The organism is Streptomyces sp. MST-110588 (assembly GCF_022695595.1).
GTDB lineage: Bacteria > Actinomycetota > Actinomycetes > Streptomycetales > Streptomycetaceae > Streptomyces.
Map to the genome: position 1 here is coordinate 640,631 of NZ_CP074380.1, position 18,406 is coordinate 659,036.

Consider the following 18,406-nt stretch of genomic DNA (forward strand, 5'->3'; position numbering starts at 1 on the left):
CGTCACCGTCGTCATCCCCCGGTGGGCAGCCCGGTCCGGGGCGTGGTGCCCAGGTGCACACCCACGCGCTTGACGAGAAGCGTCATCTCATAGGCGATGAGCCCGACGTCCGACTCGGCGTCGGCCAGGACGGCCAGGCAGCTCCCGTCGCCCGCCGCGCTGACGAACAAGAAGGCGTCCTCCAGCTCGACCATGGTCTGCCGGACCCGGCCCGCGTCGAAGTGCCGGCCCACGCCCTTGGCCAGGCTGTGGAAGCCGGAGGCGACGGCCGCGAGGTGCTCCCCGTCCTCGCGCGTGAGGTCCTTGGACGTGCCTCTGGGCAGGCCGTCGCTGGAGAGGACGAGCGCCTTGCGGATGCTGCCCACCCTGTCGACCAGCTCGTCCAGGAGCCAGTCGAGCTCTCCCGATCCCTTCGACTCGGCACTGGCCGCTGCTGCCTTCGGTGCGGTCATCGACCGTCCCCTCCCGATGTGGTTCCTGGTGCTGTGCTGCCCCCGCCGTCCGGCCCGGCGGTCCGGTCGTGCGCCGGGCCGTACGGGTCGCCGTACGTGTCGGCGCGCTCGCCGTCATACGTGCCGGCGCGCTCGCCGTCATACGTATCGGCGCGCTCGTCGTTCTCCTGGCGTCCGCGCTGCCAGCCGCGCTGGAGCGCGGCCATGCGGTCACGTACGGCCTCGGCGTCACGGTCGGCCGCGGGGCCGCTGTGCTGCGCCTGCGCGGCGGCTGCCCGCTCGGCGGGCGTGGCCTTGAGCTGGGGGGCGAGGCTGGCCTGCCGTACGCGGCGGGGCAGCCCTCCTGCCGTTGTGGCGGGTCTGTCGCGCGGCGCGGTGTCCGGCCGCGGGCCGTGCGGGCCCTGGGGGTTGTTCCGGCTGTTCTGGTTCTGGTTGCTCTGGTTCCGGCTGTTCTGGTTCTGGTTGCTCTGGTCGTTCTGGGTCTTCTCGTCGTTCCGGCTGGTCGCGTCGGCCCGGTCGGTCCGCGTGCTCCGGAGGGCCCGGGCCTGCGGAACGTTCTGGTCCTCGGCGGCATCGGCAGCGGACGCGATACCGGCGTCGTCCGTACGGCGGGACGCTTCCGGTGCGCCGGACGGTTCCCCGGTCCCCCGCGTTCCCGGTGCACCCTGCCCCTCGGGGGCGTTCACCGGGCGGCCGTGGTCGGAGACCAGGACCGCGGGGCGCCGGCGGCGCGGCAGCGGCCGGGGCGTGCCGCCCGGCGCCTGGTCGCGCGTCTGCTGATGCTGTTCGCGGGCCGGTGCGTGGGAAGTGTCCGGCCTGTTCGGTGCGTCCGGCACGTCCGGTACATCCGGTACGTCCGGCAGGGGCGTCAGGGGCGACACGGAGGCCGAACCACTCCGGCGTCCCTTGCTCCGGTCCCGCTCCCGCTCCCGGTCCAGTTCCCGTACCCGGTCCGTCCGGTCGCCGCCGCGCTCGCGCGCCCGCCGGCCGCGGAAGAAGGTGTCCTCCTCCCGGCCGCCCGCGCCGTACCGTACGTCGCGTCCGGACCGCTCCTGCGGCCCGAGCGGCGCTTCGAGTTCGACGGGCCCGTCGATGACGGCCGGCGGCAGCGTCTCGCGCTCCGGCAGCGGCACGGGAACCTGGGCCAGCGCGGCCATCCTGCCGCCCGCCGGCGCCGCGTCCGACGCGCCCTGGCGCTTGTCGAGGCCCACCGCCGCGTGCTCACGGTCCGTGTGTCCGCCGCCGTCGGCGGGCTCGGTGAGGATCGCGCCGGGGATGAAGACGACGGCGGTGGTGCCGCCGTACGGGGAGGGCTGGAGGGAGACCCGTACGCCCTGGCGCCGGGCGAGCCGGCTGACCACGAACAGTCCGAGCCGGTCGGTGTCGGACAGTTCGAACTCGGGTGTCTCGGCGAGCCGGAGGTTGGCGTCCAGGAGGGCGTCGGCCGCCATGCCCAGTCCGCGGTCGTGGATCTCCAGGGAGAAGCCGTTGGCGACCCGTTCGCCGTGCACCTGCACGGCGGTGTGCGGCGGGGAGAAGACGGTGGCGTTCTCCAGGAGCTCGGCGATCAGGTGGGTGAGGTCGGAGACGGCGGGCCCCTCGACAGCCAGCCGGGGCAGCCGTCGCACCTCGATGCGCTCGTAGTCCTCCACCTCCGCGACCGCGGCCCGTACGACGTCCATGAGCTGGATGGGCTTGCGCCACTGCCGGGAGGGGGCGGCGCCGGAGAGGATGACCAGGCCCTCGGCGTGCCGGCGCATACGGGTGGTGAGGTGGTCCAGGCGGAAGAGGTCGGCGAGTTCGTCGGTGTCCTCGGTCCGCCGCTCCATGGCGTCCAGCAGCGTGAGCTGACGGTGCAGCAGGACCTGGCTGCGGCGGGCGAGGTTGACGAAGACCTCGGAGATCCCGCGGCGCATGTCGGCCTGCTTGACGGCGGCCTCGACGGCGGCTCGCTGGAGGGTGTTCAGTGCCTGTCCGACCTGCCCCATCTCGTCCGGGCCGAACTCCAGGCGCGGCGCCTCGGTCTCCACGTCGACCTGCTCACCGGCGGCCAGCCGGCGCATGACGCTGGGCAGGCGGACGCCGGAGACCTCGTGGGCGTCCTTGCGCAGCCGCGTCAGGTCCCGTACGTGCCGGCGGCCGATCCGCAGGGAGACGACGACCGAGATCAGCAGGGCCAGGAAGCCCAGGACACCCGCGATGCCCGCCTTGACCAGGACGGACAGCGCGACCGGCTCGACCCGCTCCTGGTAGCGGTCGGCGGCTTCGGTGCCCATGCGCATCAGGTCGTCCAGGACCGCGCCGGAGGCGGCGTGCCAGCGCTCGGCGTTGACCGCGTGGGGCGCCCCGGCGGCGCCCGTGGCGATCACCTGGTCCTCGTAGGAGATCAGTTCGCGTGCCTTGGCTGAGCCCCAGAAATTGTCGTAGATCGCCCGTTCCTGGTCGGGCAGCACCGACAGGCCGGTGTCGTAGAGGACCTTGCGCTCGGCGACACGGTCGGAGAAGGCCCGCAGGTCGCTCCGGCTCATGCTGCCGGAGGCGAGCACCGCGGAGAACAGCGCCTCCTCGCGGGAGAGTGCCTCGCGGGCGCGGGTCACCTGGACCAGGCCGCGCGCCTGCTTGTCCATCTCGACGTTCTCCAGCGCGTGCAGCGCCGCGAGGAAGTCGTAGTTCGGGTCGACCAGGGCGTCGTACGCCTCGAAGGCCGCCTCACGGGTGATGGTGTTGTGCTCGACCTGGGAGCGCAGCGAGGCCAACTGGGCGAAGCCGTTCAGTACGGCGTCCATCTTCTCGGCGGTCTGGCCGTCCAGGTCCTCGCGTACGTCCGGGTCGGTGGCGTTGGCGCGCAGCCTGGTGACGGCCGCGTCGGTCTCCCGGGTCCGCTGCCGCAGGACGGTCAGCGCGTCGGCGCCGCGGCGGTCCGCGAGGTACAGCAGGCTCTGCCGGCGCTCTCCCTGGAGGGCCTGCACCGCGCCCTCGGTCGGGTAGGCGAGGTTGCGTACGACGTTGCCGACGTCCAGCAACTGGTCGGCCTCACGCCCGGTGAGATAGGTGGCGAAGGCCCACATGCCGGTGAGGGACACCAGCGGCACCAGCAACAGCGCCACGATCTTCCGACGGATGGACTTCCCTCGAAAGCGCATGGCCTCCCCTACGTCGACCCCGGCGCACGGGGGTGGTGTTCCGTCAACAAACGGCGCGAGCCTACTACTGTCGAGTGATTATCCCGAAGACCCGCTCGAACCTCGCAACTGCTGGTCAGGGGAGTTTCGGGGGCGTATCGTCACCAGTTGTCCGCTGATTCCCGGACAACCCGCCCGCACGTGTGGCCTCTCACATTCCCCGGCCGCGCGACGGTGCACCGGAGCACATGGCCAAAAAGAACGCGCTTGCGGGAACCCTGTGGCGGTCCCGTTCGTGACCATGGATGAGTGGCGGACACGACCACGGGACGGCGGACGGGCGGTGCGCGGGCGGCGTACGGCCGACGCGGGCACGGTGACGTTCGGACCACGTACGGGCACGGTGACGTACGGGCACGACGGCGCACGAACCGCGTACGACCGGTGCACGGGAACGACAGAACGCCGACGCGTGTATGCGGGTATGCACCCGGTGAAATCCGGGCAGCCACCGAGCAGTGGGACAGGGCGGCGGAGTGCGGGGGGAGTGACGCTTTCATGGACACCACCAGGCGTCCTTTGTGGCAGGAGGAACCGGCGGCCCGGCGCCGGATGCCCGACCCGGTGCGCACCGCCGCGGTCCGGGCCGTCATCATCGTGGCCCTGACACTGACTCAGGCCATGGTGGCTTTCCTGTGCACGATGGCGGGGGCGTGGTTCGCCTTCCCGGCGGTCCTCAGCACGGTCGCGAGCACGGTGGTGGCGACCTGGGCCGTACTGGACGTCTGGGTGACCCGTCAGGTGTGGGTGCAGCGCAACGGCGTCCACTCACAGCCGAGCAGCACGGCCAGGGCCCGGCGGCGCGAGCGGCGGCGCGCCCGGCGGGAGTCGCGGAGCCTGCGGGAGGGCGCCACACGGATCGACCACGCCGCCGCGTAGGGACCGGGGCCTGGAAGGGGCTGTCGCGCACCTGGTCCGCGCCATGAGGTTTTGGGTTGCGCATCATGGAGCACGATGCGCAACAGGCTCCGGCTGTCGGACGTGCCGCGGCGGGGCCACGGGGTGGTGACGCGCACAGCCATGACGAACCTGACGAAGGTGACGAAGACATCCGGTACGGCCGGGGAGCGGCGGGGGGCCGGGGGCACCGTCCAGTCCGTGGACCGGGCGGTGAGCGTACTGGAGATGCTGGCCCGGCTGCGCGAGGCCGGGGTGACCGAGATCGCCGGGGAACTGGGGGTCCACAAGTCGACGGCCTTTCGCATCCTGGGCGTGCTGGAGAGCCGCGGCCTGGTGGACCAGGAGCGTGAACGCGGCAAGTACCGCCTGGGCACAGGGGTCCTGCGGCTGGCGGGCGCCGCCGCGAACCGGCTGGACATCTCGCAGGAGGGGCAGCCGGTGTGCCGCGCGCTCGCCGAGGAGACCGGCGAGACCGCCAACATCGCGGTCCTGGACGGGGACGCGGCGGTCAACATCATGCAGGCGCGGGGCGCGGCGGCGGTCACCGCGTACAACTGGCTGGGCCGGCGCACACCCCTGCACGCGACGGCCAGCGGCAAGGTGCTGCTCGCCCATCTGCCGCACGAGCACCGGGAGCGGCTGCTCTCGGGCCGGCTCACCCGCTACACGGAGCACACCCTGACCTCGGCCACGGCGCTGCGCAGGCAGCTCAGGGTTGCCGCACGGGAGGGAACGGCCTGCGCGGTGGCGGAGCTGGAGGTGGGGCTGAACGCGGTGGCGGCAGCGGTACGGGCCCACGACGGGGCCGTCGTCGGGGCGATCGGCGTCTCCGGGCCCGCTTACCGTGTGGAGCGTTCGTTGCTGCCCGGCCTCCTTGAGCGCTCGGCGCGGGCCGCCGCCGAGCTGTCCCGCCGTATGGGGTACGCCGCCTGATCCACCGTCACCGTCGGCCGCGTGCTCTCCCCTTTGCGTTCCGCGCCCGTTCCGCGTCCGCTCCTCTTGTCCTCTTGACGGATGCCTGACGGGCTTTCAGCATGTCCCCCATGACGCAACGCGACGCGTCATGGGCAACACCTGGGGCCCGGGCGCAGGGAACGCCTTTCGAGCCGCCACCGGCCCGCGCTCCCGCTCCGCCCCCGATCACCACCGCACCGGCATCCGTACGTCCGTAGCAGCTCCCCGCGTCCGCTCCTGCCCGCGCAGGCGCTGTAAAGGAGTGAGTCATGCCGTACGACGCCCGAATCGTCATCATCGGTGCCGGGATCGTCGGCTGCTCACTGGCCGATGAACTGACCGAACGGGGCCGGCGCCAGGTCACCGTCCTGGAGCAGGGCCCGCTGCACGCTCCCGGGGGTTCCACCTCGCACGCCCCCGGCCTGGTCTTCCGGACGAACCCCTCCAAGGCGATGACCGACTTCGCCGCGTACACCGTCCGCAAGTTCTCCCGGCTGACCGAGGACGGGCGGCCCTGCTTCGATGCGGTCGGCGGCCTGGAGGTGGCCACCACCGAGGAGCGCTGGGCCGACCTGCACCGCAAGGCAGGGCTCGCCGCCTCATGGGGCGTCGAGGGGAACTGGTCGGCCCCCGGCGGTGCGCCGAGCTGTGGCCGCTGCTGGACGCCTCGAAGGTGCTGGGCGGCTTCCACACGCCGGGGGACGGGCTGGCCCACGCGCTGCCGGCCTCGCGTGCCCAGGCGGCCCGCGCCAGGGCCCGCGGTGCGCGCTTCCTGGACCGGCACACCGTCACCGGGATCGAGCGCACCGGCGGCCGGGTCACCGGCGTGGTCACCGACCGGGGGCGTTTCGCCGCCGACGTGGTGGTGTGTGCGGCGGGCTTCTGGGGGCCGGTGATCGGGGCGCTCGCCGGGGTCTGCGTACCGCTGCTGCCGCTGGCGCACCAGTACGTGAAGACCTCGCCGGTGCGGCTGCCCGTACCGGAGCCGCAGGACAGTCCGCGCGAGGACAGTCCGCGCGAGGACGGGCCGCTCAGGAAAAGGCCGCTCAGGGAGAGGCCGGCAGACGCCCGGTGGCCCATCCTGCGCTTCCAGGACCGGGACCTGTACTTCCGTGAGCACCGGGACGACGCGTATGACGGAGGCGGAACGGACGAGGCGGCCCGCCCCCGTACCACCCGCATCGGCATCGGCTCATATGCCCACCGCCCGCTGCCCGTTGACCCCTTCGCGCTCCCCGCGGCCCCGCCCCGCACGACGGCACTCCCCCTATGCCCTCCGCGCTGCCCTTCACCCCACAGGACTTCGCGCCGAGCCGCCGGGACAGCGTCTGGCTGCTGCCCGCGCTGGCCGATGTCCGTCTCGAAGAGGGCTTCAACGGCGTCTTCTCCTTCACCCCGGACGGCCTGCCGCTCCTGGGCGAGTGCCCCGGGCTGCGCGGCCTGTGGCTGGCCGAGGCCGTATGGGTGACCCACTCCGCCGGTGTGGCCCGTGCCCTGGCCGAGTGGCTGACGGCCGGTCACCCCACCACCGCCGTACACGAATGCGCCCCCTCCCGCTTCGAGGGCGGCCGGTGCTCGCCCGCGTACATCCAGGAGCGCGGCAAGCAGCAGTTCGAAGAGGTGTACGACATCGTCCACCCCCTCCAGCCGGTACGGCGGCCCCGTCCGCTGCGGGTGAGCCCCTGGTACGCGCGGCAGCGGGAGCTGGGCGCCCACTTCCTCGAAGGCGGCGGCTGGGAACGGCCGCACTGGTACGAGGCCAACGCGCCCCTCGCGCACGGGCTCGCGCTCCCGGCGCGCGACGCCTGGTCCGCGCGGCACTGGTCACCGATCGCCGTGGCCGAGGCGCGCGCCACGCGGGAGCGGGTGGCGCTGTACGACATGACGCCGCTGCGGCGCCTGGAGGTCAGCGGCCCGGGCGCGCTGGACCACCTCCAGTACATGACGACCAATCAGCTCGCCAAGCCGCCCGGCTCGGTGACGTACACGCTGCTCCTGGACCCGGCGGGCGGCATCCTCAGCGATCTGACCGTGGCCCGGCTCCCCGCGGACCCCTGCCTCGGCGGCGAGCGCTTCCAGGTCGGCGCCAACAGCGCCGCGGACCTCGACCGGCTCGCCCGCCATGCCCCCGCGGGCGTACGGGTAGCGGACATCACGCCCGGCACCTGCTGTATCGGCGTATGGGGGCCGCTGGCCCGCGACCTGGTCCAGCCGCTGACCCCGGCCGACTTCTCCCATCAGGGCTTCGGCTACTTCACGGCCCGCGAGACCTTCGTCGGCGAGGTGCCGGTGACGGCGCTGCGGGTGTCCTACGTCGGTGAGCTGGGCTGGGAGCTGTACACCGGTGCCGACATGGGGCTGCGGCTGTGGGACCTCCTGTGGGAGGCCGGGCAGCCGCTCGGCGTGCTCGCGGCCGGCCGCGCCGCCTTCGACAGCCTCCGCCTGGAGAAGGGCTACCGCGCCTGGGGCCAGGACATGACCACCGAGCACCACCCGTACGAGGCGGGGCTCGGGCGGGCCGTCCGGCGGGACAAGGGCGACTTCGTGGGGCGGGCCGCGCTGGAGGGCGTGACGCCGGAATCCGTACGGCGCGCACTGGCCTGTCTGACACTGAACGACCCGGCGGCGGTGGTGCTGGGCAAGGAACCGGTGTACGTGGACGGCGCGCCCGCGGGGTATGTGACCAGCGCGGCGTACGGCTGTGCCGCCGGGCGGACCGTCGCCTACGCGTGGCTGCCGGCCGCGGCGGCCGTGCCCGGCACCGGGGTGCACATCGAGTACTTCGGCGAGAAGGTCGCGGCGACGGTCGTCCCCGAACCGCTCTTCGACCCGGGGAGGGAACGGATCCGGCGTTGACGGCCCGCGCCGTGACCGGCGCACGCTCGGGAGGTCTCCTTGTCCCCCAACCATGACGTCTCCACCCATGACGTCTCCGCTCATGACGTCTCCACCCATGACGTCTTCTCTTGTGGCGGCTCCGCTCATGGCGTGTACGACGTGATCGTGCTCGGCCTCGGCGGCATGGGCAGTGCCGCCGCCCAGCACCTCGCCGAACGCGGGGCCCGCGTACTGGGCCTGGAGAAGTTCGGGCCCGCGCACGGCCACGGCTCCAGCCACGGCGGGTCGCGCATCATCCGCCAGTCCTACTTCGAGGGCCCGGCCTACGTCCCGCTGCTGCTGCGCGCCTACGAGCTGTTCGAGCGGCTGGAGCGGGATTCCGGCCGTACGGTGATGACCCTGTGCGGCGGGCTCATGCTCGGTCCGCCCGGCAGCCGTACCGTCGCCGGGTCGCTGCGCTCCGCCCGTACGTGGGACCTGCCGCACGAGACCCTGGACGCGCGCGAGATCCGCCGCCGGTTTCCCACACTCACCCCGGCCGCCGGGGACATCGGTCTGTACGAGGCCCGTGCCGGGCTGGTGCGGCCCGAGGAGACCGTCACCGCGCAGCTCCGGCTCGCCGCCCGGGCCGGCGCCGACCTCCGCTTCCGGGAACCGGCCGTGCGGTGGGAGGCGCTTTCCGGCGGGCGGGGCGTACGCGTCCACACCGCGCAGGGCTCCTACACCGCGGGCCGGCTGGTGATCTGTCCGGGTGCCTGGGCGCCGCGGCTGCTGGCCGGTCTGGGCGTGCCGTTCACCGTTGAGCGGCAGGTCACCTACTGGTTCGAGCCCGTCGGCGGCACCGGGCCGTACACCCCGGACCGGCACCCCGTCTATATCTGGGAGGATGCGGCGGGCGTCCAGATGTACGGCTTCCCCGCCATCGACGGCCCGGGTCGCGGCGTGAAGGTGGCGTTCTTCCGCGGGGGCGCGGTCTGTACGCCGGAGACCATCGACCGGACGGTCCACGAGGACGAGGTGCGGGCGATGGCCGCCCGGACGGCCCGGCTGTCGCCCACCGCGCCCGGAACGTTCCTGCGGGCCGTCACCTGTATGTACACCAACACCCCGGACCAGCACTTCGTCATCGCCCGGCACCCCGGGCACGCCGGCGCGGTCACCGTCGCCTGCGGATTCTCCGGCCACGGCTTCAAGTTCGCACCGGTGGTCGGCGAGATTCTGGCCGACCTGGCGCTGACCGGCACCACCGGGCACCCGATCGCGCCGTTCGCCCCGGAACGGCTCACCGTCCCGTCCGCCTCTGCCGCATCATCCGCCTCGTCCGGCCCGTCCGACCCCTCCGACCCGTCTGCCGTGTCCGTCCCACCCAGCCCAGGAGGCGCCTGATGAACCGCGCCACCGCACCGTCAGACCCGTCGAGTCCGTCAAACCCGTCGGGCCCAACAAGCCCGTCGAGTCCGTCCGGCCCATCGAGCCTGAAGTCCACCCTCCCCGGTTTCCGCTACACCGATCCCGCCGTCTTCCTCCAGGAGCAGCAGCACATCTTCGAGTCGCTGTGGCTGTGCGTGGTGCGTTCGGCCGATCTGGAGCGGCCCGGCGCGTTCCGTACGGCGTGGGCCGGCCGGGAGAGCGTCCTGGTCGTACGGAACCGGGAGGGCGGCCTGGGCGCCTTCTTGAACGTGTGCCGGCACCGGGGCGCCCGGCTGTGCATCGAGCCGTCCGGGCAGGTGCGCGGCACGCTGCGGTGCCCGTACCACGCCTGGACCTACGGCCTGGACGGGCGGCTGGTCGCCGCGCCCAACCTGCGGCGGATGCCGGACGTGGACCGTACCGAGCGCGGGCTGGTCCCGGTGCGGCTGCGGGAGTGGCTGGGGTACGCGTGGGTGTGTCTGGCGCAGGAGCCGCCGTCCTTCGAGGAGACGGTGACGGCGGCGGTCGCCGGGCGGCTGGGCGGGGCGGACGCGGTGGAACGTTACGGCATCCACGATCTGGCGCTCGGCCGGCGCATCACCTATGACGTACGCGCCAACTGGAAACTGATCGTCGAGAACTTCATGGAGTGCTACCACTGCGCGACGATCCACCCGGAACTGACGGATGTCTTACCGGAGTTCGCCCAGGGCCTCGCCGCGCAGTACTACGTCGGGCACGGGGCCGCCTTCGCCGACCGGGCCCAGGGGTTCACCGTGGACGGCGGCGCCGGCTTCCCGCCGCTGGCGGGCCTCGCCAAGGAGCAGCACCGCCGCTACTACGCCGTCACCGTACGCCCCCAGGTCTTCCTCAACCTCGTGCCGGACCATGTCATCGTGCACCGGATGTTCCCGGTGGACGTGGACCGTACGGTGATCGAGTGCGACTGGCTGTTCGCGCCCGAGGCCGTCGCCTCGGGAGCCGACCTGTCGCCGTCCGTGGAGCTGTTCCACCGCGTCAACACCCAGGACTTCAGGGCCTGCGAGCGCACCCAGCCCGCGATGGGCTCGCGGGCCTACCGCGCCGGCGGGGTGCTCGTCCCCAGCGAGCACCACATCGGCGACTTCCACCGGTGGGTCACTCGGCTGGTGCCGATGCCGCCTGAAGCGTCTCCTCCTGGCGGCCCGGCGCCCCCGTACGACCCGGCCCCTCCCTACGGCCCCCCGGCTCCTCCGGCCGGCGGTACATCCGCGTCGCCGTGATCTCGCCGTGCACCGGCTCGGACTCCGGGTCCCGCTGGGGCAGTCCGGGCCGCAGGTGCTCCTCGACGCTGATGTACTTCAGGCCCGCCCGCAGGTCGGCGTCGTTGCGCAGCCGGATGACCAGCGGGAACTCGGCGAGCGCGGTGGTGTCGAACAGACCGGTGGTGTACAGGAGCTGGACGCCCAGCGCGTCGGCGACGGCGCGCTGGAGTTCCAGCAGGTACGTGGCGTTGGCGCGGCCGATGGGGTTGTCCAGGAACAGCGTGCCGGCGTGCCGCTGCTTGTCGCGGCCCCGGTCGTTGCTGCGCAGCGCCGCCATGGTGCAGTACAGGGCGATGGCGGCGGTCAGCAACTGCCCGCCGGAGAACACGTCGCCCATCTGCCCGACCGGCACCCGCTCGGCGCGCAGCACCGCGTCCGGCTTGAGGATCTCCACGGCCACCCCGCGCGGCTGGAGGGCCGCGGCGACCCCGCGCAACAGCAGGGACATGCCGTCCCGGCGCAGGTCGCTGTTCTTCTTCACCGCCGAGCGGGTCGCCTCGTCGATGACGTCACCGAGCCGCTCGGTGAGCGTGGCCTGGTCGGGGTCCTCGAAGCGGATGCGCAGGAACTCCTGGCCCGACCACTCCCCCAGCCCTTCGGGGAGGCGGGAGAGCCGCTGGGCGGAGCGCAGCGTGGTCAGTGAGGACTCCACCAGGCCGCGCAGCCGGTCCACGATGCTGTCCCGGTTGCGTTCGAGCTGCTCCAGTTCGTCGGTCAGCACCCGCAGCCGGGGCGCGAACGCCTCGGCCCACTTGGCGGCGTGGTCGGGCAGGGCGGCGGCCGGCAGCTCGCGGATCTGCTGCCGGGCGGGGGTGCGCACCTGCTCGTAGCGGGTGGCGTTGGCGTGCCGTACCAGTACGTCACTGGCCTCGCGCACGGCCGACTCGGCCGCCGAGAGGTCGCTCGCGCAGCCGCGCAGCGAGCGCCGGGACTCGGCGGCGGCCTGCCGGGCCTCCTCCAGGCGCCCCGTGTACGGCTCGGGCCGTTCCCCGTCCGCGCCCTTGGCCCCCTTCTCGTCGGGCTGGTCGCGCAGCAGGTCACGGAGCATGGCGGCGATCTCGTCGAAGCCGCCGGCCGCGTCCTCGGCGGCGCGGTGGGCGCGCAGCAGCTCACCGTGGGTGGCGCGGGCCGCCTCCAGGGCGTCGGTGGCGGTGGCCAGTTCGCCGGTCGCGGTGCGCAGCAGTTCCTTGGCGCGGTCCGCGTCGGCGGGGATCATCTCCTCGGGCAGTTCGGTGTGTGCCTCGCCGTCGGCCGGCGCCAGCCGCTCGGCCTCGCCACGCAGCCGGCCGAGCTGCTCGCTGGCGGCCGAGGCGCGGGTCTCCAGTGTCTGTACGAGCGACTCGGCGCGGGCGGCGGCGGCCTGCCGGGACGGGCCGTCGGCGGCGTCGGGGCTCTCCAGGAGCGCTTCGGCACGGGTGCGGACCTTGTTGGTCAGCCGGTTCAGCTCGGCCAGCGCGGCGCTCTCGTCGCCCTCGGCGCGGGCCTGTTCGGCGCGCAGGTCGGCGCCGACGCCCACCTTCTCGTACACCTGGGAGGCGGCGCGGTATGCCTCGCGCAGCGCGGGCAGCGAGGCCGTGGGAGCCTGGGACCCGTCCTCGCCGGCGTCGTCGGGCACGCCGGCGATCTCGGCGCGTTCGGCGCGCAGCGCATGGGCGGTGCGGCGGGCGTCGTCGGCGGCCCTCTGGGCGGCCCGGCGCTCCTCGTCGGCGGCCCGCGCGCGGTCCACGCACTCTTCGGCGCGCGCCTCGAACTCCGCTGCCTCGTCGGCCAGTTCGCGCAGCCTGAGCTGCCAGGCGGCGCGCTCGCGCAGCCGGTGGGCCAGGCCGGCCAGGGCGTCGGCGACCCGGCGGGCGCGCTGCGCCGCCTCCTGCCGCTCATCGCGTACCCGGGCGGCCTCGGCCGCGTGCTCCTCGGTCTCGGCGCGGACCGTACGGGCCTCGGCGAGTTCTTCGGCGGCGGCGTCCGCGGCCGTACGGGACTCCTGGGCGGCGACGGCCAGTTCGGCGAGCCGGCCGGGCGGGCAGCCGGTGCGCCAGGAGGAGAGCCGGGCGGCCAGCGCACGGTCCCCGGCGAGCCGGGCGGCCAGGGCCCGGATCTCCTCGTCGCGCTCCGTCGCGCGGGCCCGCAGCGCCCGGCGCTCCTCGTCAGCCGCCGACTCGTCGTGCATGGCCGGGTTCGGCGGCACGAGGAAGACGCCGCTGTCCTGGGCGTCGGGGGCGGGGGTGGGGGCGAGCAGGGCCGCGGCGGTGCCGACGGCGACCGCCGAGCGGGGCAGCAGCGCGGCCTGGCCGAGCACCTCGCGGGCCCGGGCGTGGGTGTCGGGATCGGTGATGATCACGCCGTCGACCAGTTCGGGGCGGGCAGCGAGCACCCGGGCGTGGTCGGCGGGGTCGACGGACTGGGCCAGGTAGCGCCAGCCGGGCAGCGCGGGGACGCCGTGCTCGCCCAGGTACTCCACGGCGGCCAGCACGTCGGGGCCGGGCGGCAGCAGTCCGCCGTCGCCCAGCGCGCCCAGGATGCGGGCGTCGTCCGCGGCGGCCGTCCGCAGGTCGAAGAGCTGCCGTTCGGCGGTGGCCACGCTCTGGTCCAGCAGCTCGCGCAGCGCGTCGGCGTTGCGGTCCAGTTCCTCGGCGGTGAGCGGGCCCTGGGCCGGGGAACGGCCGGTGCGGGACGCACTGCCGTCGGGCCGGGAGCCACGGGCCGGCCCGTCAGCCGTACGGGGGGCGGGGAGCGCGCCGGTGCCCTGCTGGGGCAGGCCCAGCAGCTCGACCAGGCGCTGCTCGGCGCCGATGGACTCCGCGGCCCGCCGCTCGGCGTCGTGTGCGCGCTCGGCGGCCTGCGCGGCGTCCTCGGCGCGGGCCGCGGCCAGTTCGGCGGCGGAGTGGCGGGCGGCGGCCTCCCGGGCCCGGTCGGCCGCTTCCCGGGCCGTCTCGCGGGCCGCGTCCCAGTCCTGGACGGCCGTCTTCTCCGCGTCCACGGCGGCGAGCGCGGCGCGCGCCGGGTCGGCGTCGGGGGCGGAGTCGTCCAGCCAGCCGGCCCGTACGGCGTCCGCGGTCTCCTGCTCGACCTCCGCCAGCCGCTGCTTGAGGTGGTCGGCCTCGCTACGGGCGCGCTGGGCCGCGGTGGCGGCGGCGGTGGCGTCCCGGTGGGCGGATTCGCCCGTCTCCTGGAGGGCCGCGGAGCGCTCCTCCTGCTCGTTGGCGATCCGCTCGCCGGTCTCCGCGGCCGTGTGCAGCGCGCGGACCAGTTCGGTGGCGGCCTTGGCGCGGGCGGCCAGGGCGGGGGCCGCGTCCCGTTCGGCCTCGCGGATGGCGGCGGCGACCCGGGTGGCGCGGTCGGCGGCGGCGCGGTGCCGCAGCGCGATCTCGGCGGCCTGCCAGGCGGCGTGCAGCGTACGGGCGTCGTTGAGTTCGCGGCGCTGGGCGGCGGCGCCCTTCTCGGCGGCGGCCAGCGCCAGGGAGGCGTGCCGGTAGGCGATCTCGGCCGCGACGAGCGAGCGGCGCTCGCGCTCGCGCTCGGCGTCGGTGACGGCGTGGGCGGCACCGGCGACCTGTTCGGCCAGCTCGGCGGCGCGGCCCCGCTCTTCGGTGCCGCGGGCGTGCAGCCGCTGGGCGAGCGTACGGGTGCGCCGCTCGGCTCCGGCGTGCACCTCACGGGCGCGTTCGCGCTGCTGCGCGGAGTCGGCGATCTTGGAGAGGAGGTCGAGGGAGCCGGCGGTGAAGTCGCGCTCGGCGGTCAGTTCGGCGCGCCGGCCCAGCTTGTGGGCGAAGCCGTGGACGAGGTCGGCCAGGCCGTCGGTGTCCCGGGTGTCGGTGACGGCGCGCAGCAGCAGGTCGGTGAAGTCGGAGTCGTTCTTGACCGCGAAAAGGCCGGCCGCCTCGCCCTCGTCGGCGTTCATCTCCCGCTGGTAGCGGAAGAGTTCGGGATCCAGGCCCAGGTCGCCGAGGTGCTCGTTCCACCGCTCGTGGATCTCTTCCCAGACGACGTCCAGGTTGGGGTAGTTCTTGCCGGCCTCGGTCAGGGCGTCGCGGAAGCCCTTCATCGTACGGCGCCGGCCCCGGGCTCCCGAGGAGCCCTCGGACTGGTCGCCCCGGGGGCGCACGACGGTGGCCTCGGCGACCGGGAGGGAGTCCAGGTTCATGCCGGGGCCGGGCCGGAAGCTGTACCACGCCTCGGCGAACTTCCGCGGGTCGTTGGAGACCTGCCGGCCGCGCCACTCGCTGACCTTGCCGACCACGACGGTCTCGCCGGTGAGGGTGTGCTGCCACTCCAGGGCGACGTGTCCGCAGTCCTCGGCGAGCAGGAACTTGCGCAGCACGCCGGAGCTGGCACCGCCCAGGGTGTTGCGGTGGCCGGGCAGCATGACGGAGAAGATCAGCTTGAGCAGTACGGACTTGCCGCCGCCGTTCTCCAGGAACAGCACGCCCGCCGGGGCGGGTCGGCGCGGCGGGCCGACCGGTTCCTCCTCGAAGAAGTCCGCCTGGGCCGGGGCCGGATCGGGCACGGGCGCGCCGACTCCGCGCAGGTCCAGCACGGTGTCGGCGTAGCGCGCACCGGCCGGCCCGATGGAGTAGAGGCGGACCCGGGACAGCTCGTACATGGCGGCGGACTCTCGTTGTCGTGAGGGTTGGTCGGATGGGTGGAGGAGCGGACGGTTTCCCGGGCGGCGCCGGGACCGGGGACGGGCCCGGAAAGCTCAGGGACTCAGGAGCCTTGGGGCTCAGGAGCCTTGGGGCTCAGGAGCCTTGGGGCTCAGGGCGAGTGGAAGGGCAGTCCCGCGTCGGACACCAGGTCCAGGTCGTCGCTGTCCTCGGCGGGCAGCAGCGTCGCGCTGCCGTCGCTGACGGGAACGACGCCCAGCTCCAGCAGCTCGGCCATGGCGGCGCTGCCCGCCATGTCCCGCACCTGGAGCTGGTAGCGGGCGGTGGTGCGGTACGCGCCGCCGGCGTCGTCGCCGGTGCGCTGGAGGAAGCCGGAGTCGACGAGGAAGGCGACGGCCTTGGCGATGATGCCTGTGGTCGAACCGGCCAGCCGCCGGGCGTCCTTGGTGGCGCCGGTCGCGCTGCGCCGCGCGTAGATGCGCCAGGCGGCTTCCAGTCCGGGCGCGTCCGTGGCGGGGTCGGTGTTCTCGCCCTGCTCCGCGGCCCGCTCCTCCAGCCGCCGGCACGCCTGCCGTACGAACGCGTCGACCCCGTTGACGGTGATCCGGCCGATGTAGCCGTCGTCGGCGAGGTCCTCGGGGCGCGGGAAGGCCAGCGCGGCCACGGCCAGGTGCGCCAGGCCGTGCAGGAAGCGGTCGGCGGAGTCGCTGGAGGCACGGCGGGCGTAGTCGCCCATACGCACCGCGAAGACGGAGTCCTCGGAGGCGGTGACCGCCATCCCGGCGCGGGTGGAGACCTCCAGGACGACCAGCCCGAGGCCGGTGGCCACCGCGTCGGCGAGCCGTGCGAAGGCCGGTTCGTCCCGGTAGCGGCGCAGCAGCTCGCCGTACTCCACGTCCCGGGCGGGCAGCAGCTTGGGCTGGAGTCCGAAGGACACCAGGCGCGCGGCGTCCGCCGCGTCGGCCGGGGTCAGGGGCGCGGGGCCGGCCGCGGGGGCCGGGTCCTGCTCTGCGGCGAACGCGGGCCGACCCGTGTCGGCCGCGCCGGAGGTGAGGTCCGGCTGCGCCGCGTCATCGACGTCGTACTCGGTCACGGCTGGTACTCCTCGCGGCGCTCGCGGTCCTTGGGGCAGGTGTGGTCATCGGGGCGGGTGTGGTCATCGGGACGATGGTGGTGTGCGCGGTACTCGTGGCGGTCGCTGTTCCTCATGCCGCCTCCGACCGGTCGGCGGCCATGCCGGCCGCGTCCAGCAGGGCCGTGCCGACGATGAGGTCGGCGCCGCCGAACTCCGGGTCGGCCAGTTCCGTACCGTCGTCGACCGCGAAGAGGAGCTGCTGCTCGCCCTGGCGGTAGGCGGTGCCGACCGCGGGGCTGGCGGCGTGCACCGCCAACAGGGCCACCAGGTACGGCAGTTCGGGGTCCTGGCGGCGGGCGTCGGCCAGCAGCCCGGAGAGCCGGCGGGGCGCGTCGGCGGGCAGGTCCAGCAGCTCCATCGCCGCCGCGAGCTGCTCCTCGCTGAACCGGCTGTCGTCCGGGGTGGCGATCAGGTCCGGCTCGGGCATCTCGGCGCCGAGGTGCTCGCGCTCCATGGGCGGCGTGAGCAGGACGTCGACGAGGTCCCCCATACGTACGGACGCGGGGGTGCGCAGGCCCGTACCGCGGGCGAAGAAGGCGTCGGTGACGCGGATCGCCTCCTCGACGGGGAGCGGCAGCAGGGGGGCGACGAGCTGGCCGTACAGGTCCAGGCCCGCCTGTCCGGCCGGGGGCGCGAACGCCTGGCGGTCCTGTTCGGCGCGGAAGAGCGGGCCCGCCTCCAGCAGCCGGGACTGGAGCTGGGTGTGCCGGCGGATGCAGTCCTTGACTATGTCCACCAGCTCGGCGGCGCGCCTCTTGTGCTCACCGGTGCGGTGGTCGACGGCCTCCGCCTCGTCGCGTGCCTTGCGGATGTTGGTGAGGATCGCGTTCTCGTGGCGGTACCGGTCGGCGACGTGGTCCAGGGCCTCGGCGATCATGTCGGGGACGGCGTGCAGCCAGTCCACGGCGCGGACGTTGCGCCGGGTGGCCTCCAGGGTCCGGCGCAGCGTCTCCGCGTACTGGACCGTACGGTAGCGGGCCTGCTCGGCGGCGAGCTGGGCGTCCGCCAGCCGGCCGCGGCTGATGAGGACCTCCAGTTTGACCTCGGCCGCGATCTGGGCACTGGTGACGTCCGTGTCCAGCGCGCCGACCAGGACGTTGACCGCCTCGTCGGTGGTGCGCAGGTAGACGCTGCCGCCGGGCCCGGGGACCTCTTCGATGAGCTTGAAGTCGTAGTCGCGGCGGACGTACGCGCCGTCGGGGCCGAAGGTGCCGTACACGGCGCGGAAGCCCCGGTCCACGCTGCCGACGTTGATCAGGTTCTCCAGGACCCAGCGGGCGACCCGCTCGTGTTCCGCGGCGGGCCGCTGCGGGGCCTGGGCGGCGACGCGCGGGATCAGCCGGGCCACTATCTGTTCGTGGTCGGCGCCGGTGTCGAAGTCCATGTTGAGCGTGACGAGGTCGATGGCGGCCAGCGCCACCTCCGCCATCGCGTAGACCCCGTACTCGCCCGCGAGGTTGGCCTTGCGCACATCGAGGTCGTGCAGCGGCGCGGTGCATGCCAGGGCACGCAGCCGACGGGCCAGGCCCTCGTCGGCGGCCGGACCCGGCGCGGGCCGGTTCGGCCCGTTGAGCTGGGGCGCAGCGGCCCCCGGGGCAGGAGAAGTCACGTCGCACAGAGTAGGCGCTCG

The 18,406-nt window shown here is 74.1% G+C and carries 8 protein-coding genes and 2 pseudogenes; 5 read left to right on the plus strand and 5 right to left on the minus strand.

All coding sequences use genetic code 11. From position 1 onward, the window contains the following. Positions 1–11: 11 nt before the first annotated feature. Positions 12–452 carry a roadblock/LC7 domain-containing protein gene (locus KGS77_RS02870; protein ID WP_242578531.1) on the minus strand — a complete coding sequence of 147 codons (441 nt, stop codon included), beginning with the start codon at positions 450–452 and terminating at the stop codon, positions 12–14. Continuing rightward, complete coding sequence (locus KGS77_RS02875) at positions 449–3,595, minus strand: nitrate- and nitrite sensing domain-containing protein (protein ID WP_242578532.1); 3,147 nt, start codon at positions 3,593–3,595, stop codon at positions 449–451. Before KGS77_RS02875 ends, KGS77_RS02870 begins: the two co-directional genes overlap by 4 nt. 423 nt (positions 3,596–4,018) lie before the next feature. Between KGS77_RS02875 and KGS77_RS02880 the strand changes: the two genes are divergently transcribed. From KGS77_RS02880 to KGS77_RS02900, 5 genes and pseudogenes are all read left to right on the plus strand, one after another. Next, the gene (locus KGS77_RS02880) at positions 4,019–4,513 is read left to right on the plus strand and encodes a hypothetical protein (protein ID WP_242587261.1); all 495 of its coding nucleotides are present in this window, start codon (positions 4,019–4,021) and stop codon (positions 4,511–4,513) included. A gap of 141 nt (positions 4,514–4,654) precedes the next feature. Then, entirely contained in the window at positions 4,655–5,467 is an 813-nt protein-coding gene (locus KGS77_RS02885) for an IclR family transcriptional regulator (RefSeq protein WP_242578533.1), read from the plus strand. 290 nt (positions 5,468–5,757) lie between these two features. Continuing rightward, positions 5,758–8,344 (plus strand): annotated as a pseudogene (locus KGS77_RS02890) (FAD-dependent oxidoreductase). A gap of 132 nt (positions 8,345–8,476) precedes the next feature. After that, a complete protein-coding gene (gene solA, locus KGS77_RS02895) occupies positions 8,477–9,712 on the plus strand; it encodes an N-methyl-L-tryptophan oxidase (RefSeq protein WP_277994310.1) in 1,236 nt (411 codons plus the stop codon). After that, positions 9,712–10,881, plus strand: a pseudogene (locus KGS77_RS02900) (aromatic ring-hydroxylating dioxygenase subunit alpha); the annotation flags it as partial. The gene solA and the pseudogene KGS77_RS02900, both read left to right, overlap by 1 nt. Here KGS77_RS02900 and KGS77_RS02905 read toward each other — a convergent pair. The 3 genes from KGS77_RS02905 to KGS77_RS02915 form a co-directional block, all read right to left on the minus strand. Next, the gene (locus KGS77_RS02905) at positions 10,874–15,640 is read right to left on the minus strand and encodes a hypothetical protein (RefSeq protein ID WP_242578534.1); all 4,767 of its coding nucleotides are present in this window, start codon (positions 15,638–15,640) and stop codon (positions 10,874–10,876) included. The pseudogene KGS77_RS02900 and the gene KGS77_RS02905 sit on opposite strands and share 8 nt — an antisense overlap. A 152-nt stretch (positions 15,641–15,792) precedes the next feature. After that, complete coding sequence (locus KGS77_RS02910) at positions 15,793–16,734, minus strand: hypothetical protein (protein ID WP_242578535.1); 942 nt, start codon at positions 16,732–16,734, stop codon at positions 15,793–15,795. A 112-nt stretch (positions 16,735–16,846) separates the two neighbouring features. Continuing rightward, on the minus strand, positions 16,847–18,385 hold the full coding sequence (locus KGS77_RS02915) for a hypothetical protein (RefSeq protein WP_242578536.1): 1,539 nt from the start codon (positions 18,383–18,385) through the stop codon (positions 16,847–16,849). Between the last annotated feature and the right edge of the window lie 21 nt (positions 18,386–18,406).